Annotated in this window: 27 protein-coding genes; 8 read left to right on the plus strand and 19 right to left on the minus strand. The window is 65.4% G+C overall.

The window, feature by feature from the left end; translation table 11 throughout:
* Nucleotides 1-48 precede the first annotated feature (48 nt).
* Together DVK01_RS05450 and DVK01_RS05455 are read left to right on the plus strand one after the other, a co-directional pair.
* A complete protein-coding gene (locus tag DVK01_RS05450) occupies nt 49-1,284 on the plus strand; it encodes a carboxypeptidase regulatory-like domain-containing protein (RefSeq protein WP_199722314.1) in 1,236 nt (411 codons plus the stop codon).
* A gap of 38 nt (nt 1,285-1,322) precedes the next feature.
* On the plus strand, nt 1,323-2,408 hold the full coding sequence (locus tag DVK01_RS05455; RefSeq protein ID WP_101351266.1) for an aminomethyltransferase family protein: 1,086 nt from the start codon (nt 1,323-1,325) through the stop codon (nt 2,406-2,408).
* A 6-nt stretch (nt 2,409-2,414) separates the two neighbouring features.
* Here DVK01_RS05455 and DVK01_RS05460 read toward each other — a convergent pair whose 3' ends face one another.
* The 5 genes from DVK01_RS05460 to DVK01_RS05480 form a co-directional block, all read right to left on the minus strand.
* Complete coding sequence (locus DVK01_RS05460) at nt 2,415-3,017, minus strand: YigZ family protein (RefSeq protein ID WP_101351267.1); 603 nt, start codon at nt 3,015-3,017, stop codon at nt 2,415-2,417.
* 50 nt (nt 3,018-3,067) lie between these two features.
* Nucleotides 3,068-3,403, minus strand: a complete 336-nt coding sequence (locus DVK01_RS05465; RefSeq protein WP_121535771.1) for a 2Fe-2S iron-sulfur cluster-binding protein — start codon at nt 3,401-3,403, stop codon at nt 3,068-3,070.
* Complete coding sequence (locus tag DVK01_RS05470) at nt 3,403-3,906, minus strand: ACT domain-containing protein (RefSeq protein WP_101351269.1); 504 nt, start codon at nt 3,904-3,906, stop codon at nt 3,403-3,405. The genes DVK01_RS05465 and DVK01_RS05470 overlap by 1 nt, the downstream gene beginning before the upstream one ends.
* 75 nt (nt 3,907-3,981) lie before the next feature.
* Entirely contained in the window at nt 3,982-4,569 is a 588-nt protein-coding gene (gene hisB, locus DVK01_RS05475) for an imidazoleglycerol-phosphate dehydratase HisB (RefSeq protein WP_121535774.1), read from the minus strand.
* A 58-nt stretch (nt 4,570-4,627) separates the two neighbouring features.
* Nucleotides 4,628-5,389: an alpha/beta fold hydrolase gene (locus DVK01_RS05480; protein ID WP_121535777.1), complete on the minus strand. Its 762-nt coding sequence runs from the start codon at nt 5,387-5,389 to the stop codon at nt 4,628-4,630.
* An 82-nt stretch (nt 5,390-5,471) separates the two neighbouring features.
* Between DVK01_RS05480 and DVK01_RS05485 the strand changes: the two genes are divergently transcribed.
* Entirely contained in the window at nt 5,472-7,334 is a 1,863-nt protein-coding gene (locus DVK01_RS05485; protein ID WP_121535780.1) for a cation:proton antiporter, read from the plus strand.
* Nucleotides 7,335-7,352: 18 nt separating this feature from the next.
* On the opposite strand, the gene DVK01_RS05490 is transcribed toward DVK01_RS05485, so the two are convergent.
* The 4 genes from DVK01_RS05490 to DVK01_RS05505 all read right to left on the minus strand — a co-directional run bounded on the left by DVK01_RS05490 (nt 7,353) and on the right by DVK01_RS05505 (nt 12,443).
* Nucleotides 7,353-7,544 carry a hypothetical protein gene (locus DVK01_RS05490; RefSeq protein ID WP_121535783.1) on the minus strand — a complete coding sequence of 64 codons (192 nt, stop codon included), beginning with the start codon at nt 7,542-7,544 and terminating at the stop codon, nt 7,353-7,355.
* A gap of 348 nt (nt 7,545-7,892) precedes the next feature.
* Nucleotides 7,893-10,676: an alanine--tRNA ligase gene (alaS, locus tag DVK01_RS05495; RefSeq protein WP_121535786.1), complete on the minus strand. Its 2,784-nt coding sequence runs from the start codon at nt 10,674-10,676 to the stop codon at nt 7,893-7,895.
* 64 nt (nt 10,677-10,740) lie between these two features.
* A complete protein-coding gene (locus tag DVK01_RS05500; RefSeq protein WP_101351275.1) occupies nt 10,741-11,373 on the minus strand; it encodes an archaellin/type IV pilin N-terminal domain-containing protein in 633 nt (210 codons plus the stop codon).
* Nucleotides 11,374-11,465: 92 nt separating this feature from the next.
* The gene (locus DVK01_RS05505; RefSeq protein ID WP_121535789.1) at nt 11,466-12,443 is read right to left on the minus strand and encodes a replication factor C small subunit; all 978 of its coding nucleotides are present in this window, start codon (nt 12,441-12,443) and stop codon (nt 11,466-11,468) included.
* Between the two features lie 79 nt (nt 12,444-12,522).
* On the opposite strand from DVK01_RS05505, the gene DVK01_RS05510 reads away from it, so the two are divergent.
* Both DVK01_RS05510 and DVK01_RS05515 read left to right on the plus strand, forming a co-directional pair.
* Nucleotides 12,523-12,723, plus strand: coding sequence for a ubiquitin-like small modifier protein 2 (locus DVK01_RS05510; RefSeq protein WP_101351276.1), 201 nt, complete (start codon nt 12,523-12,525; stop codon nt 12,721-12,723).
* A 6-nt stretch (nt 12,724-12,729) separates the two neighbouring features.
* The gene (locus DVK01_RS05515) at nt 12,730-13,113 is read left to right on the plus strand and encodes a GNAT family N-acetyltransferase (protein WP_101351277.1); all 384 of its coding nucleotides are present in this window, start codon (nt 12,730-12,732) and stop codon (nt 13,111-13,113) included.
* Here DVK01_RS05515 and DVK01_RS05520 read toward each other — a convergent pair.
* From DVK01_RS05520 to larB, 4 genes are all read right to left on the minus strand, one after another.
* Nucleotides 13,110-13,562 (minus strand): pyridoxamine 5'-phosphate oxidase family protein, encoded by a 453-nt coding sequence (locus DVK01_RS05520; protein ID WP_121535792.1) that lies wholly within the window; start codon nt 13,560-13,562, stop codon nt 13,110-13,112. The genes DVK01_RS05515 and DVK01_RS05520 overlap by 4 nt on opposite strands.
* Before the next feature lie 24 nt (nt 13,563-13,586).
* Nucleotides 13,587-14,984 (minus strand): phosphoglucomutase/phosphomannomutase family protein, encoded by a 1,398-nt coding sequence (locus tag DVK01_RS05525; RefSeq protein WP_121535795.1) that lies wholly within the window; start codon nt 14,982-14,984, stop codon nt 13,587-13,589.
* A gap of 91 nt (nt 14,985-15,075) precedes the next feature.
* The gene (locus DVK01_RS05530) at nt 15,076-15,360 is read right to left on the minus strand and encodes a GIY-YIG nuclease family protein (RefSeq protein ID WP_198560198.1); all 285 of its coding nucleotides are present in this window, start codon (nt 15,358-15,360) and stop codon (nt 15,076-15,078) included.
* A gap of 279 nt (nt 15,361-15,639) precedes the next feature.
* The gene (larB, locus tag DVK01_RS05535) at nt 15,640-16,404 is read right to left on the minus strand and encodes a nickel pincer cofactor biosynthesis protein LarB (RefSeq protein WP_121535798.1); all 765 of its coding nucleotides are present in this window, start codon (nt 16,402-16,404) and stop codon (nt 15,640-15,642) included.
* A gap of 288 nt (nt 16,405-16,692) precedes the next feature.
* Here larB and DVK01_RS05540 point away from each other — a divergent pair, with 288 nt between their 5' ends.
* On the plus strand, nt 16,693-16,860 hold the full coding sequence (locus DVK01_RS05540) for a hypothetical protein (RefSeq protein ID WP_004517708.1): 168 nt from the start codon (nt 16,693-16,695) through the stop codon (nt 16,858-16,860).
* Between the two features lie 48 nt (nt 16,861-16,908).
* Here DVK01_RS05540 and rpiA read toward each other — a convergent pair whose 3' ends face one another.
* Entirely contained in the window at nt 16,909-17,595 is a 687-nt protein-coding gene (gene rpiA / locus DVK01_RS05545; protein WP_101351282.1) for a ribose-5-phosphate isomerase RpiA, read from the minus strand.
* Between the two features lie 58 nt (nt 17,596-17,653).
* Here rpiA and DVK01_RS05550 point away from each other — a divergent pair, with 58 nt between their 5' ends.
* Nucleotides 17,654-17,830: a hypothetical protein gene (locus tag DVK01_RS05550; protein WP_394337665.1), complete on the plus strand. Its 177-nt coding sequence runs from the start codon at nt 17,654-17,656 to the stop codon at nt 17,828-17,830.
* An 81-nt stretch (nt 17,831-17,911) separates the two neighbouring features.
* Complete coding sequence (gene glmM / locus DVK01_RS05555; protein ID WP_101351284.1) at nt 17,912-19,228, plus strand: phosphoglucosamine mutase; 1,317 nt, start codon at nt 17,912-17,914, stop codon at nt 19,226-19,228.
* A gap of 471 nt (nt 19,229-19,699) precedes the next feature.
* Here the strand turns inward: glmM and DVK01_RS05560 are convergent, their stop codons facing one another.
* The 5 genes from DVK01_RS05560 to DVK01_RS05580 all read right to left on the minus strand — a co-directional run bounded on the left by DVK01_RS05560 (nt 19,700) and on the right by DVK01_RS05580 (nt 25,109).
* Nucleotides 19,700-20,284 (minus strand): hypothetical protein, encoded by a 585-nt coding sequence (locus DVK01_RS05560; RefSeq protein WP_101351285.1) that lies wholly within the window; start codon nt 20,282-20,284, stop codon nt 19,700-19,702.
* Between the two features lie 46 nt (nt 20,285-20,330).
* Nucleotides 20,331-20,768: a DUF2391 family protein gene (locus DVK01_RS05565; RefSeq protein WP_121535801.1), complete on the minus strand. Its 438-nt coding sequence runs from the start codon at nt 20,766-20,768 to the stop codon at nt 20,331-20,333.
* A 263-nt stretch (nt 20,769-21,031) separates the two neighbouring features.
* A complete protein-coding gene (gene upp, locus DVK01_RS05570; protein ID WP_101351286.1) occupies nt 21,032-21,709 on the minus strand; it encodes a uracil phosphoribosyltransferase in 678 nt (225 codons plus the stop codon).
* 113 nt (nt 21,710-21,822) lie between these two features.
* Complete coding sequence (locus DVK01_RS05575; protein WP_121535804.1) at nt 21,823-24,624, minus strand: TRAP transporter fused permease subunit; 2,802 nt, start codon at nt 24,622-24,624, stop codon at nt 21,823-21,825.
* A complete protein-coding gene (locus DVK01_RS05580) occupies nt 24,621-25,109 on the minus strand; it encodes a DUF1850 domain-containing protein (protein ID WP_101351288.1) in 489 nt (162 codons plus the stop codon). The genes DVK01_RS05575 and DVK01_RS05580 overlap by 4 nt, the downstream gene beginning before the upstream one ends.
* Nucleotides 25,110-25,129 lie beyond the last annotated feature (20 nt).

Genomic DNA, 25,129 nt, shown 5'->3' on the forward strand with positions numbered 1-25,129 from the left:
GTCCCTACCGGCAGTACTGATTTACGTCCACCCATTTATTAATCAGGTATGCGCTGTCACCGTACCGTGTTACCAGCTGTATTGCTGGCACTGCTGGTAGGGGCCGGTGTGGTGGCGGGAACAGCTGCCGGACAGTCACAGGTGACCCTCACCGTCACCGTCGTCGACGGGGACGGCGACCCGCTCAGTGGTATCGACATCTCGGCGACGTGGGACGACGGCGCGGGCGGCCCGTCTAACGAGACGACGCGGGCAAACGGGCAGGCACTTATCGATGTCCCCGAGGGGGCGGACGTCATGCTCCAGATAGATGACGGCGAGTACGTCAGAAACGTCCCCTACGTCGTCGAAGATGCCGAGGCGGAGTCCGTCGAGATAATGGTCTCGGAGGCAGCGACAGCCACAGTCAGCGCGGTGACGGCGGACGGCCAGCCGGCCGAGACCGCACGCATCCGACTGTATCGGGACGGGAACTACGTGGTCGACAGGAACGCGGGCAGCGACGGGACCATCACGACACAGCCCGTCGAGGAAGGCGAATACAGCGTCATCGTCACCAAGCCGGGGTTCTACCGCAACCTGACGACCGTGTCCGTCTCCGGCGAGACGACGGCGACGGTCCGGATTAGCGAGGGGTCGGTCCTGCTGCAAGCCGAGGTCGTCGACGACCATTTCAACGACTCCAGACCGATCCGGGACGCGACCGTTCAGGTCGAATCGGACAACGGGTTCGACGGCACCGTGCCGACGCTCTCCGACGGGACGGCGTCGGTCAGCGTGCCGGTCAACGACCGCTATGCCCTCACAGTGACGAAGGAGGGCTACGAGACGGTCGAGAGACGCGTCAGGGTGGCTGAAGACGAAACGTCGGTCGACGTGGAGATCCGACGCACCCCGGAGATTACGCTCACACCGGACAACAGGCAGGTCATCGTCGACGCGAACGTCCGGTTCACGGTCACCAACGAGTACGACGACCCAGTGGCGAACGTGACCGTGTCTCGGAACGGAACTGAAGTCGGAGAGACTGATGCGGACGGTGAAGTAACGGCGACGGTCCCCACAGCCGGGAACGTCACGTTCACCGCGACAGCCGGAGACCTCACCACGACAACGAACGTGACTGCGTTCAGGCCGGACGAGGAGGCGACGACGGGCGGGGCGGCCACAACGCCAGCCCGGACGGCGACCGAAACGACAGACGGCAGCGGCCCGGGTTTTACTGTCGCTGTGACGATTGCCGCGCTGGTCGCGGTGGCCGTCCTGGCTCGCCGGCGACGCTAACGGGACGTTTTTCCCCGCGAAGGCCGCATACCCGTGCAATGACTGTTCTCGAGTCCGTTCACGAGGCCCACGGAGCGACGTTCAGGGAGGTCGGTGGCCGGCGCGTCGTCGACAACTACGGGCGACCGGAGCGGACCCACCGCGCGGTTCGGAACGTCGTTGGAGCGATAGAGTACGGCTACGGCGTCATCGTCGTCACCGGCGAGGACCGCGTCGACTACGTCGACAACGCCGTCTCGAACCGCGTGCCCGACGAGGACGGCGCGGGCTGTTACGCGCTCTTGCTCGACCCCGACGGCCGCGTCGACACGGATATGTACGTGTACAACGCCGGCGAGCGACTGCTCGTGTTCACGCCGCCACAGGAAGCCCAAGACCTGGCCGCGGAGTGGGCGGACAAGACCTTCATCCAGGACGTCGAGTTCGAGGTGGCGACCGACGACTTCGCCGTCTTCGGCGTCCACGGGCCGAAAGCGACCGAGAAAATCGCCAGCGTCCTCCACCAGACCGGGACACCCGAGGGCGTACTGACCTTCGAGCGGGGCGAACTCGGCGACGCCGGCGTCTCCGTCATCCGGACGGACAACCTCGCCGGCGAGGAGAGCTACGACGTGGTCTGTAGCGCCGACGACGCCGAACCCGTCTTCGACACGCTGGTCAACCGCGGGCTCAACGCCGTCCCCTTCGGCTACCGGACGTGGGAGACGCTCACACTGGAGGCGGGGACGCCGCTGTTCGACAGCGAAATCGCGGGCGCGCTCCCCAACGACCTCGGTCTCCGGAACGCCTTGGACTTCGAGAAGGGGTGTTACGTCGGCCAGGAGGTCGTCTCGCGGGTCGAGAACCGCGGCCACCCGACCCAGCGGCTGGTCGGTCTCGCCGTCGAGGCCGTCCCCGAACCCGGTGCGGCGGTGTTCGCCGGCGACGAGCACGTCGGTGACGTGACCCGCGCCGCGCAGAGCCCGATGCGGGAAGCCCCGATTGCACTGGCGAATCTTAGCTGGGACCGGCCCGAGGCGTCCCTGACGGTCCGCGTCGACGGCGACCCGGTCGGCGCACAGCAGGTCGACCTGCCCTTCATCGACGGGTCGGCAGAGTCGGCGCGGCTCCCGGCCTACGAGTAGCGGGCGTCACTCGCGCTCGATTACGGCCCGCCCGCTGGTCGCGCTCCGAATCCGGTCCCGCAGGGCGCTCCCGTCGGCGGTGGGCACGCGGACCTCGAAGACGACTTCGGCCTCGTAGTCTGCCTCGAACTCGACGCCCGCCGATTCGAGCAGGCTCCGGACGCTGCCCGAATCGTCGTAGGCGACGGTCACGGTGAACCGCTCGTGGGGCACTTCCTCGACGACGCCGGCGTCGTCGACGCCCTCTTTCACCGCCCTGGAGTAGGCACTGGCTAACCCGCCGACGCCGAGGTTCGTCCCGCCGTAGTAGCGCGTGACGACGGCGACGACGTTCTCGACCTCGCGTTGCTGGAGGACGTTCAGCGCGGGGTCGCCGGCGCTGCCGCTCGGCTCGCCGTCGTCGCTCGCATACTCCCGGAAAGGGTCGGACCGGACGCGGTAGGCGGGGACGTTGTGGGTCGCGTCGGCGTACTCCTCGCCGACGGCGTCGACGAACGCCTCGGCGGCTTCGACGGTCGCCGCCGGCGCGACGTGGCCGATGAACTCCGAGCCCCGCACCTCGAAGCGCGCCTCGCCGCGGTCCGGAACGGTCCGATAGCTGTCCGTCACGGACTGGAATACGCCGGGCGGCGGAATAGCGTTTGCCGTTGGACGGCGTCTCAGTCCGTGCCGTCGCCGGACTGTCGCGACCCCCAGACCCGCTTCTCGAGCAGCTTGACTCGCATCCCGTCCTGAACCTGTAACTGACAGGAGAGCCGAGGGTAGCCAAAGCGGTCGGCGAGGTCGTCGTGCCAGTGGTCGGGGTCGGGCGGTTCGGCGAGCCGGACGCCGCAGGTGGCACAGATGCCACGGCCGCCGCAGTTGAGCCGCGTCGCGTAGCGGCCGTGTGGCGAGAGGTCAGCTTCGAGGAGTACGTCCCGGAGGACCGCGCCGGGTTCGGCGGTGAGTTCGTAGGTCTCGCCCGCGGGCGTCTCGACGGTGAGCGTCGCGGGCATTAGGCCAGTTCGATGGTCCGGACGAACGCCAGACGACGGATTTCGTTGATGAGGTCACCGGGCAGTTCCTCGTCGGTGATGACGTACAGTTTCGGCTCATCAGTGAACTCGGGGTCTTCGCTGAGAACCTGCCGGATAGAGATGCCGCGGTCGGCGATGGCCGACGTGACTGTCGACACGATTCCGGACTCGTCGGCGGCGCGAACAGTAACAGTCACTGCATGCAGGTCGAGGACCGGGGCGAGGTCCAGCAGGCTCGGCACGGATGAGATGTTGCGGAAGATGCGCCGCAGGTCGTCGTCGTCGAGAATCGCGTCCGTCGTGGCGTTGACCACTCGGCGGTCAACGCCGGCCTCGCGGGCGATACCCGTGTTCGGGATTTCGATGCCGCCCGAGACGACGCGGCCGTCCTCGTTGACAGAGAACCCCCGTTCAAGCAGCAAACGGATGACATCCTGCTGGCCCGGAGAGTCTTCGAATTTCTGCATAATCTCGTCGAACATACGGAGTGGTGGACGCGGGGCCACTAATCGGTGCCGCCAGCAGTCGAAACAGCGACGGCTTCGCACCGCCGTCGACTACAGTTCGCCTTTCGTACTCGCCACGTCGGACCGGCGCTCGTCGATGCGAGTCGCGTCATCCAGCGCCCGTGCCAGCCCCTTGAACAGCGCCTCTATCTCGTGGTGGGCGTTCTCGCCCGCGACGCCACAGTGCAGGGTCAGCCCGGCGTTCATCGACAGCGAGCGACAGAAGTGCTTGGCCATGTGGCTCGTCATCCCGCCGACGGCGTCCTGTGAGAACTCGCCGGCGAACTCGAAGTACGGCCGGCCGGAGATGTCGACGACGACGCTGGCGACGGCCTCGTCCAGCGGGACTTTGCGGTCGGCGAAGCGGCGGATGCCGCGCTTGTCGTCCAGCGCCTCGGTGAACGCCTCGCCGAGCGTGATGGCGACGTCTTCGACGGTGTGGTGGTCGTCGATATCCAGGTCGCCGTCACACTGCACGGTCAGGTCGAACAGCCCGTGCGTCGAGAACGAATCGAGCATGTGGTCGAAGAAGCCGATGCCGGTGTCGATAGTGCTGTCGCCGTCGCCGTCGACGTCAAGCGTGACCTCGATGTCAGTCTCGGCCGTGGTCCGCGTGACGGCTGCCGTCCGGTCAGTCATACTTAGCACGTATCAGGCCGTGTATTTGTGGATTGCGTCCGGCCGCCCGGTCAAGTAGCTACTCTGTCTGCTCGTCCAGTAGCGCCAGCAGTCGGTCGGTCACTGCCGGGGCATGCTCGACAAAACAGCAGTGGCGACCCTCGACGGCCTCGCCGGTCCCGCGGGGCAGGTCGGCCGCCAGCGACTCCGCGGCCTCCGGCGACACCACAGGGTCGTCCAGACCGTAGTAGACCTCGGCTGGCTGGGTAATCTCGTACAGCGGCGGCGCGTCGAAGGCCGTCATCGCCGCCGTCTGCGCATCGCGGGCCGCGCCGGTGGCGTCCTCTTCAGCGCGCCAGTCCGCAATCCGGTCCATCAGGTCCGGATCGTGCTCGCGAAACGCCGGCGAGAACGCCCTGTCGAGCGACGACGGAGCGTCGAGCGCGAGCGCGTCGAGTGCGTCCCGGTCGACGGCGTCACCTGACCCGGCCGTACAGTACAGCGTCAGCGAGCGGGCGCGGTTGTACCGGTGGGCGTATTCGAGCGCGACCATCCCGCCGAGACCGGCCCCCACGAGGTGGACGCTCCCGACGCCGTGGTCGGCCAGGACGGCTTCGAGGTCGGCCGCCAACGTCGCCACGTCGTACGGCCCTGCCGGCGCGTCCGACCGGCCGGTGCCCCGCAGGTCCCACACCACCGTCTCGTAGGGGCCGGCGACGGCGTCGTAGTGCCAGCCCCAGAGCCACGCCCCGTACCCCACGTCGTTAATGAACACGACGGTCGGGCCGTCGCCGTCGGCTTCATAATAGAGAGCCACATCGCGGTTGTGTGCGGTCGGCATTGGCCGTCGATTCCCGCGCCGGCAGTGTGTCTCTTTCGGTGAATAGGTCTATACTGCTGGCTATCGAACGCCCGCCAACCCCGTGTCCGGAGCAGCATCACTTATTGGCGCCGTCGTGTTGGTCGTGAGTCTCGGCGTCGCCGCACAGCTGGTCGCCGACTGGCTCCAGATTCCGAGCGTCGCGTTCCTGCTGGTCGCCGGCGTTCTCGTCGGCCCGCAGGCGCTCGACCTTGTCGACCCCGCGATATTCGGACAGACTGGACTACAGGCTATCGTCGGTCTCAGCGTCGGTATCATCGTCTTCGAAGGGGCGTTCCACCTCACTGTCGAGCGCGTCCGCGAAGCGTCCAGAGAGGCGCTTGGGCTCGTGACAGTCGGCGCATTCGTCTCGCTCGTCGGAACAGCTATGGCCGTCAGGCTCGTGTTCGGGACGACGTGGCCGGTCGCCGTCCTCGTCGGGAGCCTGCTTATCGCCACCGGGCCGACGGTCATCACGCCGGTTATGCAAGTGGTCCCTGTCAGGGACCGGGTCGCTGCGGCCTTAGAGACCGAAGGCATCATCAACGATGTGACCGCCGCCATCCTCGCGGTGGCGACGTTCGAGTTCGTCATTGCGAGCCAGTCCTCGCCGCTGGTCGTCGTCGAGGCGTTCGTCGCCCGGCTGGCCGTCGGCCACGTCGTCGGCATCGCCGTCGGCGGCGGCATCACACTGCTGCTCCAGCGGTGGCACCTGTCCGCGGGCAATGCCCTCCAGAACGCCCGGGTCGTGGTTCTGACCGCGGCGCTGCTGGCGTACGCGCTGGGAAGTATGTGGCTCTCTGAGGCCGGTATCGCGGCCGCCGCCGTTGCCGGGATTGTGCTCGGGAATGCCGACATCCCCCACGAAGAGGAGATTGCCGAGTTCAAGGGCGGGATTACGCTGTTTGTCCTCTCGTTCGTGTTCATCGTGCTGGCGGCGCAGCTCTCACTCGGCGACCTGCGGACGCTCGGTGTTGGCGGGCTGGTCGTCGTTATCGTCGTCGCTACGCTCGTCCGTCCGCTCGGCGTCTTTCTGTCGACGCTGGGCGGCCGGCTGACCGTTCGCGAGCGGCTGTTCGTCGGCGCGATGGGGCCGCGCGGTATCGTTCCAGCCAGTGTCGCCACGCTGTTTGCCATCGAACTACGGCCCGAAAACCCGGCTGCCGCGACGGTCCTCGTTGGGACTGTCTTCCTCGTTATTTTCGCGACCGTCATGTTTCAAGGCGGGCTGGCCCGTCACTTCGCGCAAGCACTTGATATCCTCCCCATGCAAACACTCATCGTCGGGAGCGGGCGTGTCGGTCGGGAACTGGCAGTCCGCTACGAGTCACGCGGTGAGGAGGTCGTCCTTATCGACAGCGACGAGGACACGGTCGAACGGACCCGAGCCGACGGCCACCGCGTCGTGCACGGGGACGCGACGAACGCGACCGTCCTCGAAGAGGCGGGGGCGAACCGGGCATCCGTCGTCGTCGCTGCGACTGCAGACGACGACGTGAACCTGCTCGTGGCACAGCTAGCGACGACACGGTTCGACGTCGACACCGTGGTCGCCAGAGCGAACCAGCCGGACAACGTCGAGGCCTTCGAGGACCTCGACGTCGAGACCATCTCCGCGGGCTTTGCCGTCGCCGACGCCATCGACGACGCGGTCGAACGACCGTCCCTCGCTCACTGGCTGTCGGACTCCGGACGAACGGGGGACGTGCTGGAAGTCGAACTCAGCAACGACTCGCTGGTCGACCGGACGGTCGAAGAAACTGCGGAGCGGCTCCCGGACGGCTGTCTGGTCGCAATGGTGAGCCGTAACGGAACAGACAGAGTCCCAGACAGCGATTTCCGCCTCGCAAGCGGTGATCACCTGACGCTCGTTTGTGAGACCAACGAGGCGATGCAGGACGCCAGAAGACTGTGTCAGCGCGGATAGCCGTGGGGCGCGTCCCGCTCAGCGCAGTTCATCGAGCGAGACGGCCGCTGTTCGGTCCGCGGTGACCCACTCCGTCACGGTCTGCTGACGGTCCGAGGGGAAGATCGTCAGCTCCGAGGGGTTCTCGGGGTCGTCGTACAGGCAGTCCAGTTCGAACTCCGGGGCTTCATTCAGGTCAGTGTCCGACGGGGGCGTCGCGGTAGCACTCATGAGTCAGGGAGTGTGGGGATCACTGCAGTTGTCACACAGTTCATCGGGGGCGCTGCCGTTAGCAGCGGGAACAGCAGTCCCGCACCGTCGACACGTTCGTTGGGACCGAGCGTATTCGGTGTGAGAGTGAATATGTTCGATATCACGTTTTCCGCCCATATCTGCTATAGATGGGCAATTACTAAAAATACTTTTGGATATTCACCCAGACATACCTAATACAACTAAATATAATTGTATCTGTCGCGTGTATCCGAATCGTTCGGGCAGAACGTCGGTCCGCAATCGGACAGCTGTCCGAAGAACGGCGCGGGCGACAAAACCGGTACCGAGAAAAACGAGAGTGGTTCAGGCGTTCGCGGCAGTTCGGAGGATGTCCGCCGCGTCGTCCAGCGCGTCGTCCAGCGCGTCGGCGTCGGGACCGCCACCCTGTGCGAAGTCCGGCGGACCGCCACCGCCGCCACCGACGCGGCCAGCGAGTTCGCCGACGACCTCACCGGCGTCGACATCGATGCCATCAGGTACTGAGACGACGAACTGCGCGCCGTCGAGGCCCGAGCCAAGCACCGCGATGTTGCCTTGCTCGACAACGGCGTTGGCCTGCGCTCGGAGTTCGTCCATGTCGGCGTCGATCCGCTGAACGACGGCGGTCGCCTCGCCTACGTCGACTTCCTCGCTGTCGCCGCCGCCGCTGGCGCGGGCCTCGGCGAGTTGCTCTTTGAGCTGTTCGATCTCTTTCCCGCGAGCCTTCCACTCGTCGAAGAACCGCTCGGCGGTCTCCGGAACGGCATCGGGCGCGACGTCCAGCACGTCGGCGGCCTCGGTGAGCGCGTCCTCGGTGCGCTGGGTGGCCTCGATAGCGGCGTTGCCCGCCGCGAAGGTCAGCCGGATGACCCCGTCCTGAATCCGCTCGGTGTTCAGGAGCTTGACGGCTCCGATGTCGCCGGTGCGGGCGACGTGGGTACCGCCACAGGCCTGCACGTCGTCGCCGACAGTGATGAGCCGAATCTGCTCGCCGGCCGGGATGCCGCCCTGGTAGAGGTCGAAGCCGTGGCGCTCCTCGGCCTCGTTGCGGTCGGGCCACTCCTGTTTGACGGCGATGTTATCCTGCACGATATCGTTTGCGAGCCGCTCGATCTCTTTGACCTCCTCGCGACTCACCGACTCGTAGTGGCGGATGTCGATGCGAGCGGAGTCAGTACCCTTCTGAGCACCGGCCTGTCTGACGTGTTCGCCGAGTACCTGCCGGGCGCTGTGGATGACAATGTGGGTCGCTGTGTGGTGTTGCATCAGGCGCTGGCGACGGGTAGCGTCGACCTGCCCGCGGACGAACTCACCCTTGCCGGGGTCGTCGTCGCAGGTGTGGACGATGACGTCGCCGTACTGCTGGACGTCGGTCACCTCGGCGGAGACGTCGTCGGTCGACAGCGTCCCTTCATCCGGCGGTTGGCCGCCACCTTCCGGGTAGAACATCGTCTGGTCGAGCACCACGTCGTAGGTGTCGTCGTCGCGGTCGAACACCTCAAGCACGACGGCCTCGAACTCGGTCCGCTGCTGGTCTTCGTAGTAGAGCCGGTCGGTCTCGGGGAGCTCTTCGAGCCGGTCCTCGTAGGGCGTCTGTGACTCCTCTGTGGCGGTGTCGCCGCCGCCGTGGCGCTGGGCGACGACCGCGTAGAAGTCGTCGGGTACGTCGACTGAGACGCCTTTCTCGGCGGCGATCTCCTCGACCATGTCCGGCTGGATCCCGTGGGAGTCGTACAGTTCGACCAGCTCCGCGGTCGGGATGGGGTCGCTCTTTTCGGCGTACTCGTCGGCTAGCTGGCGGACGCGCCGGCCGCCGCGGTCCAGGGTCTCGCGGTACTTCTCGACCTCGGAGCGGACGATGTCGCGGATGGTGTCGCGGTTCTCGTAGTCGAGGCGCTCGGCCTGCATATCGACGAGTTCGTCCAGCGGCGCGTCGACGCCGACACCGTCGACCAGTCGCTTCGTCCGGCGCAGCACCATCCGGGCCAGATAGCCCGTCCCGACGTTCGACGGGACGATACCGTCGCCGAGCATGTACGCGAGCGTCCGGCAGTGGTCGGCGATTGCATAGATGTCTTCGAGCGGTTCCATCAGGGCCCGCATCTCCTCGACGTCGACACCGACCTCGGCGGCGATGGTGTCTCGTTCGGCCTCGATGTCCTCGGCCTCGTCAATGTCCATCCGGCCCGCGAGCTTCGCGGCCTCGTGGACGACCTGCTCCTCCTCGTCGGTGAGTTCGATGCCGGCGTTGTCCTTGAGGAAGGCGATCATGTCGGGATAGACGGCCTCGTACACCGTCGGTGTTCCCTGGCTCATCCAGGTCCAGCGTTCGAGCCCGTAGCCGGTGTCGACGATGTAGGTGTCCATCGGCGAGTACCGGTTGCCGTCTTTCATCTCGTACTCGCCCTCTGGGTCCTGCTCCATGGACATGAAGACGAGCGTGGCGAGTTCGGCCCCGCGGTAGATGACCTCGATGGCCGGACCGGCGTTGCCGCCGCCGACCCACGGGTCCTCGATATAGACGATTTCGTCCAGATTCGCCCCCATCTCCTCGAACAGTTCGTCGCAGTACCGGACCGTCTCGTCTTTCCAGTACACCTCGCCCTCGTAGGCGTACTGCTCGGGGTCTTCGATGTCCTCGCGCGCGTTGAACGCGTGGTGGGCCATCATCTCGAAGGCCATCGTGTGCCGGCCCGTCTTCCCGACGTTGTCGATGTCCTGCATCCGGATGCAGGGCTGGCTTATACACAGCGGGTTCGCCGGCGGCGGCGTCGTCCCCGAGGTCACGAGCGGCTGGAAGTCGTAAATCGACGCCTGCGTGAGAAGCACGTCGTCGCGCCAGCGGTTCGCCGCCACCGGGTACGGGTCGATGCGCTCGTGGTCGCGTTCCTCGAAAAAGGAGAGGAACGCCTCGCGCATCTCCGTCAAAGAGTGGGACTCGTCGAAGCCGGGGTTGTCGATGAAGTCGTACTCCGCACACGGCGGTTCGCCGCAGGTCTCGCGCTGGACACGGGACCAGAACATGTCGCCACAGGAGACACACTCCTGTCTGTGGAAGCCTTCCTCTTCGAAGTAGTCGAGTTGGTAGGCCTCGTCGAGGTCGCTCATTGGTGTTCAGTTGGCCCACGTTCGCCTAAAACTGTTCCGAAGGGGCCGGCAGTATCCCCGGCTGTCAGAGCGTGACTGAGGATTCCCCGGACAGGGTCTTCGGCACGACGACTTCCTCGGTCGTCATCCCACCCGCTGGCGAGGTAATACGCAGCGTTGCAGTCTCACCCTCGGGCAGCGGTTCGCCGAACGTGGTAGCACCGTTGATTTCCTGACTCTCGCCGAGATCAAGAGAGATCGTGAATCGGTCCTCAACGTCGTTTAACACCGGCTGAGAGCCATCGTTGTCTTGAACAGTCGAGACAACGAACCGGCCATCAGGTTTACCCTGTGCACCGCCGGCCGCGAGCTGGTAGTACGACCCGCTCGGACCGATCCACTGAACGGTCGTCTTGTCCAGATCCACGTTCCCCGCACCCGGTGCGCGCTTGACCGTGATGTTCACCACGCCGACCTCACTGTTGCTGGTGAAATGGTCACCGGTCATGCCGACGACCTGGATGCGGTTAGTCGTCGAATCGCTGGACTGCTGACCCGTCGCCTGCGCGGAACTCTGCAGGAACCCGGCAGTGTTGATGAGTACGCCAGCTGCGATTGCCGCGACCAGCACCATCGCGATAAACACGATCAGGGTGCCGATCCCGACCTGTCCGCGGTCCTCGCCCGTCCCCTCCGTAGATGGTCGTAAACGTTGCATTTCAGTTGTTGATACTCTTATGTAGCTTTCATAATAAACTTCACCGACCAGTTATCAGGTGTGAAAAATTGGGAGTTCTCGGTACGAGGCCCTTACTCGCCCTGCGCAAGCGAGGCCAGCATCGCTTCGAGTTGCACCCGTTCGTTCGCCCCACGGGTGATCCGATAATCGGTTTCGCCGATGCGTTCGAGCACCCGGACGGCTGCGTCATCGTCGATATCGAACTCCCAGATGGAGCGGTGCAGTTGGTCGATGATGTCGCCACCCGCGATACCCTCCTCGGTCAGTAGTCTGTCGAGGGTCGCCCGCGAGGCGGTGAAGTCGCCGTCCAGCGCCGACTGGATCATCGTCCGGATCTCTTCCGGGCGGGCCGTCGAGGTGATCGCGTACACCGCCGACTCGTCGACCGTGTCGCCGCTGACCGACGCGGCCTGCAGGCCGTTGATGGCTTTCCGCATATCCCCGTCGGCGGCGTAGACGAGCGCGTCGAGGCCGTCTTCAGTCAGTTCGATGTCCTCTTGCGCGGCGATATTTCGGATTTCCTCAGCCACGGCATCATCGGCCAGCGGTGAGAACCGGAAGACCGCACACCGGGACTGGATAGGGTCGATGATCTGGCTGGAGTAGTTACACGAAAGGATAAAACGGACGTTGTTCGAGAACTGCTCCATCGTCCGGCGCAGCGCCGACTGTGCGTCGCTCGTGAGGGCGTCGGCCTCGTCGAGGAAGATGATACGGTACTCGACGCCGCCGAAGCTCGTCCGGGCGAAGTTCTTGATGCGGTCCCGGACCACGTCGATACCGCGCTCGTCGGAGGCGTTCAGTTCGAGGAAGTGCTCGCGCCAGTCGTCGCCGTACAGTTCACGGGCGATAGCCGTCGCACACGTCGTCTTTCCCGTCCCTGCCGGCCCGGAAAACAGCATGTGGCTCAGGTCGTTGCGCGAGACGTAGCTCTTGAGCCGCCCGACGATGTTCTCGTGACCCATCACGTCGTCGAGCGTCTGCGGGCGGTACTTCTCGATCCAGACCTCCTCGCGTCCCGCCCGCGACTCGGACTCGGCCTCACTCATGGACGATGGGAGGCGTGGGCCGGTCTTAAACCCCGCGAGAGTCGACAGTCTCAGGTGCGTCGGCGGAGTACGGCCGGGTATGCACGTCACCGTCGAGATTGCCGGCGAAGACACCCACGAACTGGAGGTGGACGCGGACGCGACCTACGGCGACCTGCTCGCACCGGTCGACCTGAACCCCCACGAGGTGTCGGTTCTCGTTGACGGCGAACACGTGCCGACTGACCAGCCCGTCGCGGCCGACCGCGTCCGCGTCGTGCGCCTCATCAAGGGCGGATAGTCCGCGATGCGCGTTCGCGAGGCGACCGAGGCCGATCTGCCGGCCGTGATGAACGTCCTCGACGGCGCGGCGCTCGAAATAGACGTGGCGACAGTCCGCGGCGGTATCGAGCGCGACGGCACGCTCGTCGCGGTTTCGGGCGACGGCGAGACGACGAGCGACCGCGTCCTCGGCGCGCTCGTCCTCGACGGCGACCGCGTCGCGGCCGTGGCGGTCCGTCGCCGCCGCCGCGGCCAGGGCATTGGGACGAGGCTCGTCGAGGCGGCGCTCGACCGGCGGGACCGGCTCATCGCAGAGTTTGACGCAGACGTGCGGCCGTTCTACGAGCGACTGGGGTTCGACGTAGAGCCCCTCGACAACGAGGCCGACCGGTTTCGCGGGACTCGCTAATTCCGCCGGCCGGTCAGCTCCTCGACGGACAGTTCGTACAGCGTCACGTCCATCTCGTCGGTCGGCTCGTCGAACACCCGGATGGGCGCGTAGCGCTCGTTAATCTCGACGGCCTCGTAGGCCGGGTCGTCCTCGGGGACGGCGGTTATGGGCCCGCGGGCGACGACGCTCCAGCCGGTCCACGACTCCGCGTCCGGCGTCGCCGCCGTCTCGGTAACGACATACGTCGCCGTTTCAGTGGCGTCGAGGTACGCCGACTTCTCGCTCTCGCTCGTCTCGCCCAAGCGGAAGTACAGCGACCCGCCCTCGTAGTGGTGAAACACCGGGAAGGCGTACGCGTCGTCGCCGTCAGCCAACGCGAGCACGCCGCTCTCGCTCGCGGTAAGACGGTCGCAGACGGCGTCGTCGGGCATCCCCTTTGTGTAGGCGAACGCGATATCGGTGTCCATGGGCCGACGACGCATGCAGTGGGCTTAAACGAGGGGTTCGACCAGATCCCGACCGGCAGCGAGCAGTTCGGCGACGCGGGCGTCGCTGCCGGCCTCAGCGTAGACGCGGAGCTTCGGCTCCGTGCCCGAGGGGCGGACCAGCACCCACGTCCCGTCTTCGAGCCTGATCTTGAAGCCGTCGACCGTGTTGATGCCGTCGACAGCGACCCCCGCCAGCGTGTCTGGAAGCGCCGTTTCGAGGTCGTCGAGGACTGGCTCCTTGCGGTCGTCAGGGCAGTCGACGCTGATGCGGTCCTGGTGGATTTCGCCGTGTTCGTCCAGCAGTCGGTCGACACGAACATCAAGAGGTTCCTCGCGCTCGGCGGCAGCAGCGACCAGCGCCACCAGCACGCCGTCCTTGTTCCGCAGATGGTCCGGCAGGCCGAAGCCACCGGACTCCTCGCCACCGAACAGCGCGTCGTGCTCGGCCATCGCCTCGGCGACCCATTTGAAACCGACAGCGACCTCGTGGACGGCCTGCCCGTGGGCCTCGGCGACGCGGTCGACGATGCTAGAGGTCGAGACCGTTCGGACCACGTCGCCCGTTCCGTCCTCAAGCAGGAAGTCGTACATCGCGGCGAAAAACAGGTTCGGGTCCAGATAGCCCCGCTCGGGCGTGACGACGCCGATGCGGTCGGCGTCGCCGTCGTTGATGATTCCCAGCGCGGCGTCGCCGTCGCTGACCTCCGCGACCAGTCCCTCGGCGTTCTCCGCCGACGGTTCGGGCGACCCGCCGCCAAAGTCGGGGTCCTGTTCGCAGTTGAGCCGGGTCACGTCGGCCCCAGCCGCTTCGAGCAGGGCGTCGGTAACGCCGCGGCCGCTGCCGTACAGCGCGTCGTAGGCGACTGGAAGGCCATCGATGTCGGTGTCGACGTAGTCCAGCGCGTGCTCGTGGAACGGGGTGATGAGGTCGTCCTCCGTTCGTTCGCCCCACTCGTCCTCGGGAAGCGGGTCGAGGACGGCGAGGTTCTCCTCGAAGGCGGCCGTCCAGTCGGGCAGGGCCGGCGAGCCGTCGCCGGGAATGAACTTCACGCCGTTGTACTCCGGCGGATTGTGGCTGGCCGTGATCTGGAGTGCCCCGGCCAGATCGCGGTTTTTCACCGTCCAGGCGAGGATTGGTGTCGGCGTGTCTCGGTCCGGCAAGAGCACGTCGAACCCGTTGGCGCGCAAGACGTGCGCGAGTTCATCGGCGAACCCGGGTGAGGTTTCGCGGGCATCGTACCCGATGGCGACGGTCCCGGTCGCCCCGCGCTCGGCGAGGGTCGTGGCGACGGCCTGGCCGACCATCCGGACCCGCGGCTTCGTGAACACGTCCAGCGTCGCCCGCCAGCCGTCCGTCCCGAAGGCGATTGCACCTGCGTCGACATCCGCGTCGTTGTCCATAGCCCGCGGTTCTCGGCCCCCAGACAAAAAGTCACGCATCATCGGTAAGCTGTCATGTTGCCGGTGCCGACAGCCAAAGGCGAGCGGCGGCTCAGATATCGAAATCCGCTTCGGCGTCGCTGGATTCGACGAGCCGTTCTTTCTCCGCTCTGGAGTACTGCTTGATCTCGTACTCGCGGCTCATCGCGTCGGACTGCGACGCGAACGACTCGACGTGGATGAGTTCGACCGGGGTTCGGCCGCGCGTGTACTTCGCGCCGTCGCCGGCGTCGTGCTCGCGGACGCGGCGTTCCACATCGGTCGTGTAGCCGGTGTAAAACGTGTTGTCGCTACAACGGAGGACGTACACGTGGTAAGGGCTCCGCGCGGTAGTCATCGCACGATGCTGGTGGCCCAGTGGGCCTCACACTTGTTGGGCGCGCTCTCTCGATACCTCGGCAATGCCAGCGTTTGCCGAGCAGTTGGGACATGCCCGGATGTGTCCGCGTTCATCCGCGAACACTCGGGCGAACTGGTCTGAGACGTGCGCGCCGCAATGATCACATTCAGGCATCGTGTTCGTCGGCGACACCACCGCCGACGTATACGCGTACGCGCGTTATTCTGATAGCTCTTTACCCAAATACTTGGGTATACCCATGGCCGGAGAGGGTTGCTAGTCCCGTGCATCGTCGAGCTGTCTGGCGATTAGGCCGGCTTGCGTTCCGGCGGTGAAGCCGGCGTCAATGTTCACGACGGAGAGGGCGGTACAGGACTGGAGCAACCCCGAAAGGGCCGCCTCACCCTCGCCGCCGTGGCCGTAGCCGGTCGAGACGGGCAGGCCGATAATCGGCACGTCGACGAGACCGGCAACGACCGTCGGAAGCGCACCTTCGCGGCCCGCTGCGACGATGAGGACATCCTGGTCCCGGAGGCCATCGACCGCGTCTATCGTCCGAGCGAGACTCGCAACCCCGACATCGTCGATGCGAGTCACGGTCGCGCCCATCTCCTCGACGATGAGCGCGGCCTCACCGGCCGGAACAGCGTCAGACGTCCCGGCAGTCACGACACCCACTGACGCGTCCAGCGACGGACGTTCGAACGCCGACGTTGTCGCCACCAGCCAGTTCGAGCGGTCGTCCCAGCGAACTGTCGCGTCCGGGGCGGTCTCGTCCAGTCGCTCCCGGACAGTCGTTGCAGTTGGTGCGTCGAGTCGCGTCACGATAGCCCGCTCCGTCGTTTCGATAGCTGTCGCCGCCAGATCCGCCACTTCCGTCGGCGTCTTCCCGTCCGCGAGGACAGCCTCGGGAACGCCGGCACGGTCCTCCCGGGCGGCGTCGAACCGACCGGCCCCACTGGTCGCGTAGCCCGCAAGCGCCGCTTCGGCTTCCGCCGGGGAGAGGTCGCCCGCCGCAACCGAATCGAGTATCTCGCGCATAGGACCCATTCGGGGATACGACCACTCCTATCCGTCGGTCCAGGTCGGCGTCTCGTCACAATCAGGGCCGAACCTGTGGGAGCGCGCGTGAGCGACGCTCGGCCGGCGTAACGCGACAATAGCCGTCTGGGGCAGGCCAAAAGACGTATTGTGATGGACTTAATCGGACACAATCGCGGATTTATAAGGGGTTATGTGTCGTATAATGCCTCAAACTGCCGGTTATAGGGTCGAGAGCGAACTAATTGGAGAAAGTATATAAGTAACCCCCGTCGATACCTCGTCTGTATGGCAGACCTAATCGTCAAAGCCGCCGTTAAGGAAGAGCTCAACGACATGAACGTAGCGTCCGACTTCTACGACGCACTCGACGAGGAAGTCGAAGAGCTGCTTCAGGACGCAGCCCGACGAGCTGACGAGAACGACCGGAAGACGGTCCAGCCGCGCGACCTGTAAGGTCGTTTCAGGCAGCGTATTTTTTTGGCGCAAGCCGACGAGCAGCAGCTACTCCGAGAGCGCTCGGACGGTGACGCCGTCAGTGGTGCCAACGTGGATCTCGTCGGCCATATCGACGAACAGTCCGTGCGCAACGACGCCGGGGAGCGCGGCGAGGTCGGCGGCGAGCCCGGCGGGATCCTCGATAGCGCCGAAGTCGCAGTCGAACACGAGGTTCCCGTTGTCGGTGACGACCGGGCCGTCCTTGCGCTCCGCACGGCGGAGCTCGGGGTCGCCGCCCAGGTCCGCGACCGCCGCGGCGACCGTCGAGCGGGCCATCGGGAGGACTTCCACGGGGACGGGGTGTTCGAGCACGTCGGCCTCTTTGGTCGGGTCGGCGACGACGAGGAAGCGGTCGGCGCTCGCGTCGACGACCTTCTCCCGGGCGTGGGCCGCGCCGCCGCCCTTTATCAGGTCGCCGCCGGCCACCTCGTCGGCCCCGTCGATGGCGAGGTCGACCGACGCGTCGTCGAGGTCCGCGAGCGGAATCCCGCAGTCGCGGGCCAGTTCGCGCGACTGGAAGGAGGTGGGGACGCCGACCACGTCGAGTCCGGCGTCGACCGCCCGCCCGATGGCCCGGATGGCGTGGGCCGCCGTCGACCCGGTCCCAAGGCCGACCACCATGCCGTCCTCGACCGCCTCTGCTGCCGATTCCCCCGCTGCTCGTTTCGCCGCGTCGGAGCCGCCCTGCTTCATGTGCGGTGGGTCGACAGACGCGGACAAAACGTTTGTTCTCCCGACCGCAAGCACCCGTATGACCGACTGCACGTACTGTGGCTGTCCGGTCGAGGCCCACGACCCCGTGTTCGTCAGCGAGTCGCCCGAGGGAACGCCGACGGGGCAGTTCTGCAACTACGGCTGTCTGGCGGCCCACATCGACGCGGCCGACCTGACCACCGGCACGGCCTGCGAGTGGTCGCCGGACCAGTAGCGGAACGAGCCGCCACCGGCGGCCCCCGGAGTCCGTCGGATGCCGGATGGATTTTAGAGGGATGCCGACGCAGGGACGGTAATGACACAGTTCGGAACGAGCGGCATCCGCGGCCCCGTCGGCGAGACGGTGACGGCCGAGTTGGCGCTGTCGGTGGGGCGGGCGCTGGGCGTCGACTGCGAGCGGGTGGTCGTGGGGCGAGACCCGCGGGCGAGCGGCGAGTACCTGCAGGCGGCGCTGGTGGCCGGTCTCCGGGAGAGCGGCGTCGATGTGGTCGACCTCGGCACCGCGGCGACGCCGACCATCGGCCGGGCGGTGGCCTGGCAGGACGCCGACGCGGGCGTCGCGGTGACGGCCAGCCACAACCCGCCGGAGGACAACGGCATCAAGCTCTGGCAGTCTAGCGGGCAGGCTTTCGATGCGGACCTGCGGGCAACCATCGAAGAGCGACTGGCGGACGGAGCGTTCGAGCCGGCGGCGTGGGACGAGAGCGGTGGCCACGAGTCCTGGGACGCCGGCCAGCGCCACGTCGACGCGCTAGTCGCCGAAGTCGGCGAACGAAACCTCGACAGCCACGTCGTCGTCGACCTCGGCAACGGTGCGGGCCGGGTCAGCGTCGACGCTCTCACAGAACTTGGCTGTGCCGTCGAGACGCTCAACGGCCAGCCCGACGGCGTGTTCCCCGGCCGTCCCTCAGAGCCGAAGGCCGAGAACTGTGGGTCACTTTCGACACTGGTGGCCGAATCCGACGCCGACCTCGGAATTGCACACGACGGCGACGCCGACCGGATGCGCGCGGTGGCGGCCGACGGGACCTTCCTCTCGGGCGACGTGTTGCTGGCCGTGTTCGCCCGCGCCGTGGCGTCGCCGGGCGAGCGGGTCGCCGTCCCCGTGGACACGAGTCTCGCCGTCGAGGACCACCTCAGCAATATCGACGTGAGCGTCGAGTACACCCCGGTCGGGGACGTGTACGTCGCCGAGGCCGCCAGCGCCGAGGGGGTCGCCTTCGGCGGGGAGCCAAGCGGCGCGTGGATATGGCCCGACCGGACGCTGTGTCCCGACGGCCCGCTGGCGGCCTGTACCGCCGTGGCGCTGGACAGCGAGCGCCCGCTCGGTGAGCGTGCCGCCGACGTACCGGACTACCCCATCCGCCGGGACAGCGTCGAAACTGACGAGAAAGAAGCGGTAATGGACCGCGTTCGTGAGACAGTGACCGATACCTACGACGACGTGACGACGCTCGACGGCGTCCGCGTCGACCTCGGCGACGCGTGGTTCCTCCTGCGGGCAAGCGGTACACAGCCGCTCGTTCGGCTTACCGCCGAAGCTCGTAGCCCGGACCGTGCTGATGCGGTGTTCGAGGAAGCACGCACACTCCTCACCGACGCGCTGGTATAGAAGGTGAGACGGGAAGATCGGAAAAGCAGCGGTTGGTAGCGAGTGCAGCCGGCGAGGAAAACGTCCCCGCAACCGTCAGGTCACAGGGCGGCAGTTCCTGACCGGTTCTATCCGCGACGTGTGGACCGGGCCTCACGGACGTCTGCCCCGTCGCGAATCTTGTCTTCGCACTGCGGACAGACCCTGGGCTTTTCGACCCCGTTCGGCGTGAACACACGCGCGTAGTCAGCCGTTACAAAATTACCGCAGTTCTGGCATTCCGGCATACAACCCTGTATGTGGGTTATACCCTCTTAATTGTTATTGGTTTGGTAAGAGTTCGCATACGGGGCGTTGGCGTCGCTACCGGGAGAAAACACCGTTTGGTTCGAAAGAGGGAAACGCTATCAGGCAACTCGATGGGGCACTAGTGTCGATTGGCTGCCACAGCGCCCGTCACGGAGCGGTGGATTTGGGGCGGAGTGTGGCCGGTTATTCCTCGAAGGAACTGGTAATGGTTCCGTCCTCGGACAGTTCGATGACACCGTCAAAGAGTTCCCGGAACGCCGCGACCGTCTCCTCGTCGTGAACCTCGTCGGCAAGGTGGAACATCCCGACAGCGTCGTACTCGTCTAGCAGGTCGAGGATGTCTTCGACAGCCGACAGCGCGCCATCCTCGTCGGCGTAGTAGATAAGCTCCGTCAGCGAGTCGAAGGTCACGCGGAGTTTCCCGTCGTGGTCCTGCAGGAACGTCTCGGTTTCCGAGACGATGCCGGACAGATCATCCGGCGCGGAGACGTACCGAACGCCCTCGGAGCGGCGGCGGGTGTAGCCCCGTTCGACCGACAGCGTATCGAGGATCGTCGCCCTCGACTCGTCGACCTCGTAGTACTCCAGTTTCTGCTTGACCTCCCGGGCGGTGGTCCGAGTCGAGATGACGAGCATCGAGTCGGTGTCGGTCGCAAGGAAGTCCGTGTCCAGTCGGTCCGTCTCGCCGGTACTCGGGTGCAAGAGCAGTATCCCTGTGCCACCCGGAACAGTCTCCGGCGCGTTGTCGATAGCCAGCGTATACTCCATATGCACATCAAGGAGGGTGGCACCCAATTAAGTGTGCGGGTCACGGTCAGAATACGCTGTCCGCCGTCGCAGCCCCGACGACGCTGAAAATTGCACCGACAGTGATGGACTTGAGGGTCGTCAGGGTGACGGCCATCGGCGTCGGGTCCGGCAGAATCCCACCGTTGACCAAGAACGTGTCCGGCGCAGTAAACGCCACCGCAAGAATGGCGACGGAGCCAAACGCCACGATCATCAGCGAGACGAACCGGACCGGAATTCCGGCTACCTCCGCCTCGGTGTCCACGTCACGGTCGGCGTCAGCTTTGTACAGCGCCCCGTACCCGATAGCGAACACGATACCGACAACGAGCACCGCGTGATACCAGGACATATTCTCGGCCAGCACCCACACCTCCTCGGTCACGACGAACGGTCCCGCGAGCAGGAACCCGCCGACGAGTTGCTGGGCAGTGTCAGCGACCCGGTATCGGCGTCGGCCCATACCGGATTGCTGTCCCGTCAACAGGAAAGTCTCCCGGTCCACTACTGTCTGACAGGACCGACACCCAGCCGCCGCGGGATGGACCACAGCTGCCGCTCTTGTTTCAACTGGAAGAAAAATACGCTATCGTCCACGGGTTTCCAAGTGAAGCAGAGGGGTGGATGGCGGTGAAGGGACGGAAAAATCGCGACATTATCGGCTGATTCAGGCAGCAGATAAAAGCGTTTCGTCCACAGCCGACGGGTCGAGCGGGCGGCGACGGCTTACGTCGTCCGGAAGGCCCGGTCACCGGCGTCGCCGAGCCCCGGGACGATGAACCCGTCCTCGTCGAGTTCATCGTCGATAGCGACGCTGATGATGTCAGCGTCCGGCTGAGCCTCCGAGACGCGGACGATTCCCTCGGGCGCGGAGACTGCGGCCAGGACGAGCAGGTTCTCTGGCTCCGTCTTCTCCGAGGTGATGTAGTCCAGTACCGTGGCCATCGTCGACCCGGTCGCAAGCATCGGGTCCGCGATGATGACAGTGTCGTCTTCGGTGATTTCGGGCAGCTTGACGTATTCGACGGAGATGGGGAACTCGCCGTCGTCGTTCATCCCGGCCTCCTCGTCGCGGCTGGCTGAGATGACGCCCTGTCTGGCGCGGGGGAACGCTTTGAGCAGTCCCTCGACGAACGGCGTCGCGGCGCGCAGGACGTTGACGATGACCACATCGTCGAGTCCTTTGACGCGTTCGCCCATCGTCGTGGTCAGCGGCGTCTTGACTTCCGTGTACTCGGTCTCCATCCGACCGTCGATGATCTCGTAGCCACAGATACGGCCGAGGCGGACCAGTCCCTTCCGGAACGCGACCTGTTCGGTCTCGACGTTTCGTATCCGAGTCAGTTCGTCTCGCGCCAGCGCGTGCGTGACGACAGAGGCGTCGCCGCGCTGTTCGATTGGCATATCGTGCCCGTTGACCCCCGATGGGTTAAACGGTTCTCACTCACACTTCCGGCTGTAACTATTGTAAGATGTTCGCAGTGTCGAAATCCGACACAGACTGACAGCCAGCAGTATCAGGCCGGCTCGGGCGTGCCCGCCTGCGTTGCGGGATCGCCGCCGCGCTGGCGGTTCTTGGCCATGAGGAAGAGGAACAGCGCGAGGCCGACGCCGCGGAGTACGATATCGAGTAACACCGTCATCTCACCACCGGCGATGCCGACGAGTCCGAGGAGATCGTACACCCCGGACACAGCGAGCGCAGGAGCCATCAACAGGAGTGAACTGAACGCGAACGCCGCCCGCTCGCCACGGGAGACCGGCGCGTACGCGAACCCGATGACTGTCGCGGCCAGCGCGACGACGCCGAGGAAGACGCCGATCACGGGGATGAGAATCTCGGGGATCGCGTAGCCGACATCGAGGAGGTCCGCGGTCCCGACGACCCGGTATTTGTCCCCGATGTCGAGGCTGGCAGCGTCAGGGTTGCGACGAAGCAGAATGATGCCCGGCGTGACGATGAACGCGAACGGGACGATTGCCTTGTTGAGCGACAGCGAGAACGCTTCGATACCGGTTTCGAAGGCGTCGGACTTCGCAACGCCGGAGGCGGCGTAGGCGGCCACCGCGACCGGCGGCGTGATGTCGGCGATGACGCCGAAATAGAGGATAAACAGGTGCGCCGCGAGCAGCGGGACGCCGAACTCGGTCAGCGCTGGCGCGAGCAGAGAGACGAGGATGATGTAGGTCACCGTCGTCGGCATTCCCATCCCGAGGATAATCGAGGAGAACGCGGTGACGAGCAACAGCAATACCAGCGAGCCGCCGGCGACAGCCGTGATGAGCGAGACGAGGTTCGGGCCAAGACCAGAGACGCTGATGACGCCCGGAATGATGCCGGCGGCGGCGACAGCGATGACGACCGGGACCGCGGTTCTGGCCCCGCTCTCCATCGACTTCCCGACGAAGACACCGAGCCTGTACAGCCCATTCGAGGCCAGGTCCGGGCGGCCGACGGCGTCAGCGGTCGTTTCGGCGGTGTCGTCGACAGCCCCGTCGAACGACAGCAAGGGCGAGTCGAGTCTGGGACGGGTAATCAGGGTGAGGACGCCAGCGAGAATGATTATCGTGCCGACGTTGCCGAGGGCCGCCGAAAAGGCGGAGCCAAGCGGCTGTGAGCCGGGCAGTGCAAGCGCACCCTCAGCCGTCAGGTCTGCCGCGACAAGTCCATCAATACGACTGAACAGCGCCGGGAACGCTGTCGTGGCCTGTACGAGCCGATTGAACAGGTATCCGAAAACACCGACGCCAGTGAGGGACTGCGTGAGCGTTGTCAGTCCGAAGAGGGATGCGAATGTAATGCCGAGTCGGGCACGCGTCTCGTCGCCGTAGGCCGCGACGAGCGTGATGAGCGCCCCGATTGCGATGAGCGTGAACCACGCCGAGCGGGCGACAGACAGCCGTTCGATGATGAGGTAGTACAAGAGCAGTCCGAGCGGGACGAGGTAGAACCAGCCGCTACGGAAATGGCTCCGGAGGTCGACCAGTTCAGAGGAATCGAGGCCGCCGATATCCTCCTTGACCGCCTCGAAGTGGACCATCACCCAGACGCCGAAGAAGAAGACGATAGCGGGAATCGTCGCGACGACGATGACATCAGCGAACGGCGTCGCTGTGTACTGGACGATAAGGAATGCGGCGGCCCCCATCACCGGCGGGAGAATCTGCCCGCCCGAGGAGGCAGAGGCCTCCACGCCGCCGGAGAACTCCGGCGAGTAGCCCGACCGCTTCATCAGCGGGATGGTGAACGCGCCGGTCGTCACCGTGTTCGCAATGGAGGACCCGGAGATGGTTCCCATAAATCCGCTTGCGAGAATCGACGCCTTCGCCGGGCCACCCTTCCGAGTGCCCGTCGCACCGTACGCGAGGTCGATGAACCACTGCCCCGCGCCAGACATCTCGAGGAACGCGCCAAAGAGGATGAAGATGTAGATGAACTGCACGGAGACGGTGACCGGGATTCCGAACACCCCGTTTTCCGTATTGTACCAGAGGTTCTGGATGATGGAAGGCCAAGACAGCTCCGGGATGGAGAGCACGCCGACGTAGGCGGCGTCCTGTGGAATGAGGACGCCGAAACGAGCATAAACGATGAACGCGGCGACGATGACCATCAGCCAGAGGCTGATGGCCCGGCGGGTCGCTTCGAGGACGAGCAAGACACCGACCACGCCCAGCACGAACGCGTAGGAGGTGTCGGCGAGCGGCCCGAGCAGGCCTGCTATCGGCTCCAGAAAGGTGAATACGTCTTGGATGGGACGGCCACGCTCAAGGCCAAGTGCGCGCATGCGCTGTATCTCATCGAAGTCAGTGATGAAATACGCAGCCGATAGCGCCGACAGGACCATGAAGACGAAATCCGAGGGCGTCACACGGTCCATCTCGGCGTCGAGGAACGCCCAGGCAAGGGCGCTCCCGATAGCGTGAACGACGCGAGACATCGGATGCTCCGGGCCGAGTTTCTCGTCGACCAGCGACCCGAGCGCGATACAGCGCCGGGAGAGCGGTCCGTCGCCGGTGCTGCCGGGATACAGCAAGAACGTCAGAATGAGGCCGAAGGAGACGTGGACAGCGTTGATCTGGAGCAGTTGCAGTGACGCGAACACGACATCACCGACGCCGGGAAGCGAAATCGAGAGGACGAACCCTTTCGCCGCGAGCCACATCTGAAACACCGAAAACGAGATGCCGATGAGCGCGACGAGGACGACCGCCCAGCCAGTGAGCGAGCGTTTCCGCTCGATCTCCTGCAGTACTTCATCGACTTCCTCGTCCGATACGGCCTCCCCGCCGTCGTCAGATCGTGTGTTGTCAGTCATGTGTTGAGCCGGTCTGTCGCGGCACCGAACGACGAGCGCCGGGTCACATAGAGGTGGACCGAGCGGCCGTTGGTGCGGGCTACCAAGTCGTAGGTTTCGCCTCCGACGTGAAGGTTATGTCCTGCAACATCACCGGGAGAGACTGTCACACGCGTGTAGTTCCCCGGCGGGTCAAAGACATACATTCCGTCTTGCCACGTGACGTTGGCCCCGCTCGGAAGCCCCCAGCCGAAGGATTCGAACTCCATGCGGGTCATCTCAAGATGGTCGCCACGAACTGTGTACTCGTCGTAGACGCGCGTTTTTTCGACGCTGTGCATGTACTCCAGCGCCACCGTCGTGCCGTCCTCGACCGGGACCGTTAGATACTGCTCACCGGTCTCAGTGTCTTCGACAACCAGTGCACGTCCGCCGGGAAGCGCCGCTACAGCCCCGATGAGGAGGAGGGCAACGAGCACCGTGACGGCAACGTATCGTCGTCTCATTCCGGTTGCTGGATAATAGA

This window comes from Haloarcula sp. Atlit-120R (assembly GCF_003665885.1).
GTDB classification, from domain to species: domain Archaea; phylum Halobacteriota; class Halobacteria; order Halobacteriales; family Haloarculaceae; genus Haloarcula; species Haloarcula taiwanensis.

Bases quoted from the DNA above. Each gene is read 5' to 3' on its own strand.
- upp (WP_101351286.1), bottom strand. From the start codon at position 21,709: ATGCCAATCGAACAGCGCGGCGACGCCTCTGTCGTCACGCACGCGCTG.
- DVK01_RS05565 (WP_121535801.1), bottom strand. From the start codon at position 20,768: ATGGGCCGACGCCGATACCGGGTCGCTGACACTGCCCAGCAACTCGTC.
- DVK01_RS05500 (WP_101351275.1), bottom strand. From the start codon at position 11,373: ATGCAACGTTTACGACCATCTACGGAGGGGACGGGCGAGGACCGCGGA.
- DVK01_RS05540 (WP_004517708.1), top strand. From the start codon at position 16,693: ATGGCAGACCTAATCGTCAAAGCCGCCGTTAAGGAAGAGCTCAACGAC.
- DVK01_RS05450 (WP_199722314.1), top strand. From the start codon at position 49: ATGCGCTGTCACCGTACCGTGTTACCAGCTGTATTGCTGGCACTGCTG.
- DVK01_RS05470 (WP_101351269.1), bottom strand. From the start codon at position 3,906: ATGTTCGACGAGATTATGCAGAAATTCGAAGACTCTCCGGGCCAGCAG.
- hisB (WP_121535774.1), bottom strand. From the start codon at position 4,569: ATGACTGACCGGACGGCAGCCGTCACGCGGACCACGGCCGAGACTGAC.
- DVK01_RS05580 (WP_101351288.1), bottom strand. From the start codon at position 25,109: ATGAGACGACGATACGTTGCCGTCACGGTGCTCGTTGCCCTCCTCCTC.
- DVK01_RS05455 (WP_101351266.1), top strand. From the start codon at position 1,323: ATGACTGTTCTCGAGTCCGTTCACGAGGCCCACGGAGCGACGTTCAGG.
- DVK01_RS05530 (WP_198560198.1), bottom strand. From the start codon at position 15,360: ATGACTACCGCGCGGAGCCCTTACCACGTGTACGTCCTCCGTTGTAGC.
- DVK01_RS05505 (WP_121535789.1), bottom strand. From the start codon at position 12,443: ATGAGTGAGGCCGAGTCCGAGTCGCGGGCGGGACGCGAGGAGGTCTGG.
- DVK01_RS05480 (WP_121535777.1), bottom strand. From the start codon at position 5,389: ATGCCGACCGCACACAACCGCGATGTGGCTCTCTATTATGAAGCCGAC.
- DVK01_RS05560 (WP_101351285.1), bottom strand. From the start codon at position 20,284: ATGGAGTATACGCTGGCTATCGACAACGCGCCGGAGACTGTTCCGGGT.
- DVK01_RS05520 (WP_121535792.1), bottom strand. From the start codon at position 13,562: ATGGACACCGATATCGCGTTCGCCTACACAAAGGGGATGCCCGACGAC.
- DVK01_RS05525 (WP_121535795.1), bottom strand. From the start codon at position 14,984: ATGGACAACGACGCGGATGTCGACGCAGGTGCAATCGCCTTCGGGACG.
- DVK01_RS05515 (WP_101351277.1), top strand. From the start codon at position 12,730: ATGCGCGTTCGCGAGGCGACCGAGGCCGATCTGCCGGCCGTGATGAAC.
- DVK01_RS05510 (WP_101351276.1), top strand. From the start codon at position 12,523: ATGCACGTCACCGTCGAGATTGCCGGCGAAGACACCCACGAACTGGAG.
- DVK01_RS05465 (WP_121535771.1), bottom strand. From the start codon at position 3,403: ATGCCCGCGACGCTCACCGTCGAGACGCCCGCGGGCGAGACCTACGAA.
- DVK01_RS05490 (WP_121535783.1), bottom strand. From the start codon at position 7,544: ATGAGTGCTACCGCGACGCCCCCGTCGGACACTGACCTGAATGAAGCC.
- glmM (WP_101351284.1), top strand. From the start codon at position 17,912: ATGACACAGTTCGGAACGAGCGGCATCCGCGGCCCCGTCGGCGAGACG.
- DVK01_RS05575 (WP_121535804.1), bottom strand. From the start codon at position 24,624: ATGACTGACAACACACGATCTGACGACGGCGGGGAGGCCGTATCGGAC.
- rpiA (WP_101351282.1), bottom strand. From the start codon at position 17,595: ATGAAGCAGGGCGGCTCCGACGCGGCGAAACGAGCAGCGGGGGAATCG.
- alaS (WP_121535786.1), bottom strand. From the start codon at position 10,676: ATGAGCGACCTCGACGAGGCCTACCAACTCGACTACTTCGAAGAGGAA.
- larB (WP_121535798.1), bottom strand. From the start codon at position 16,404: ATGCGCGAGATACTCGATTCGGTTGCGGCGGGCGACCTCTCCCCGGCG.
- DVK01_RS05550 (WP_394337665.1), top strand. From the start codon at position 17,654: ATGACCGACTGCACGTACTGTGGCTGTCCGGTCGAGGCCCACGACCCC.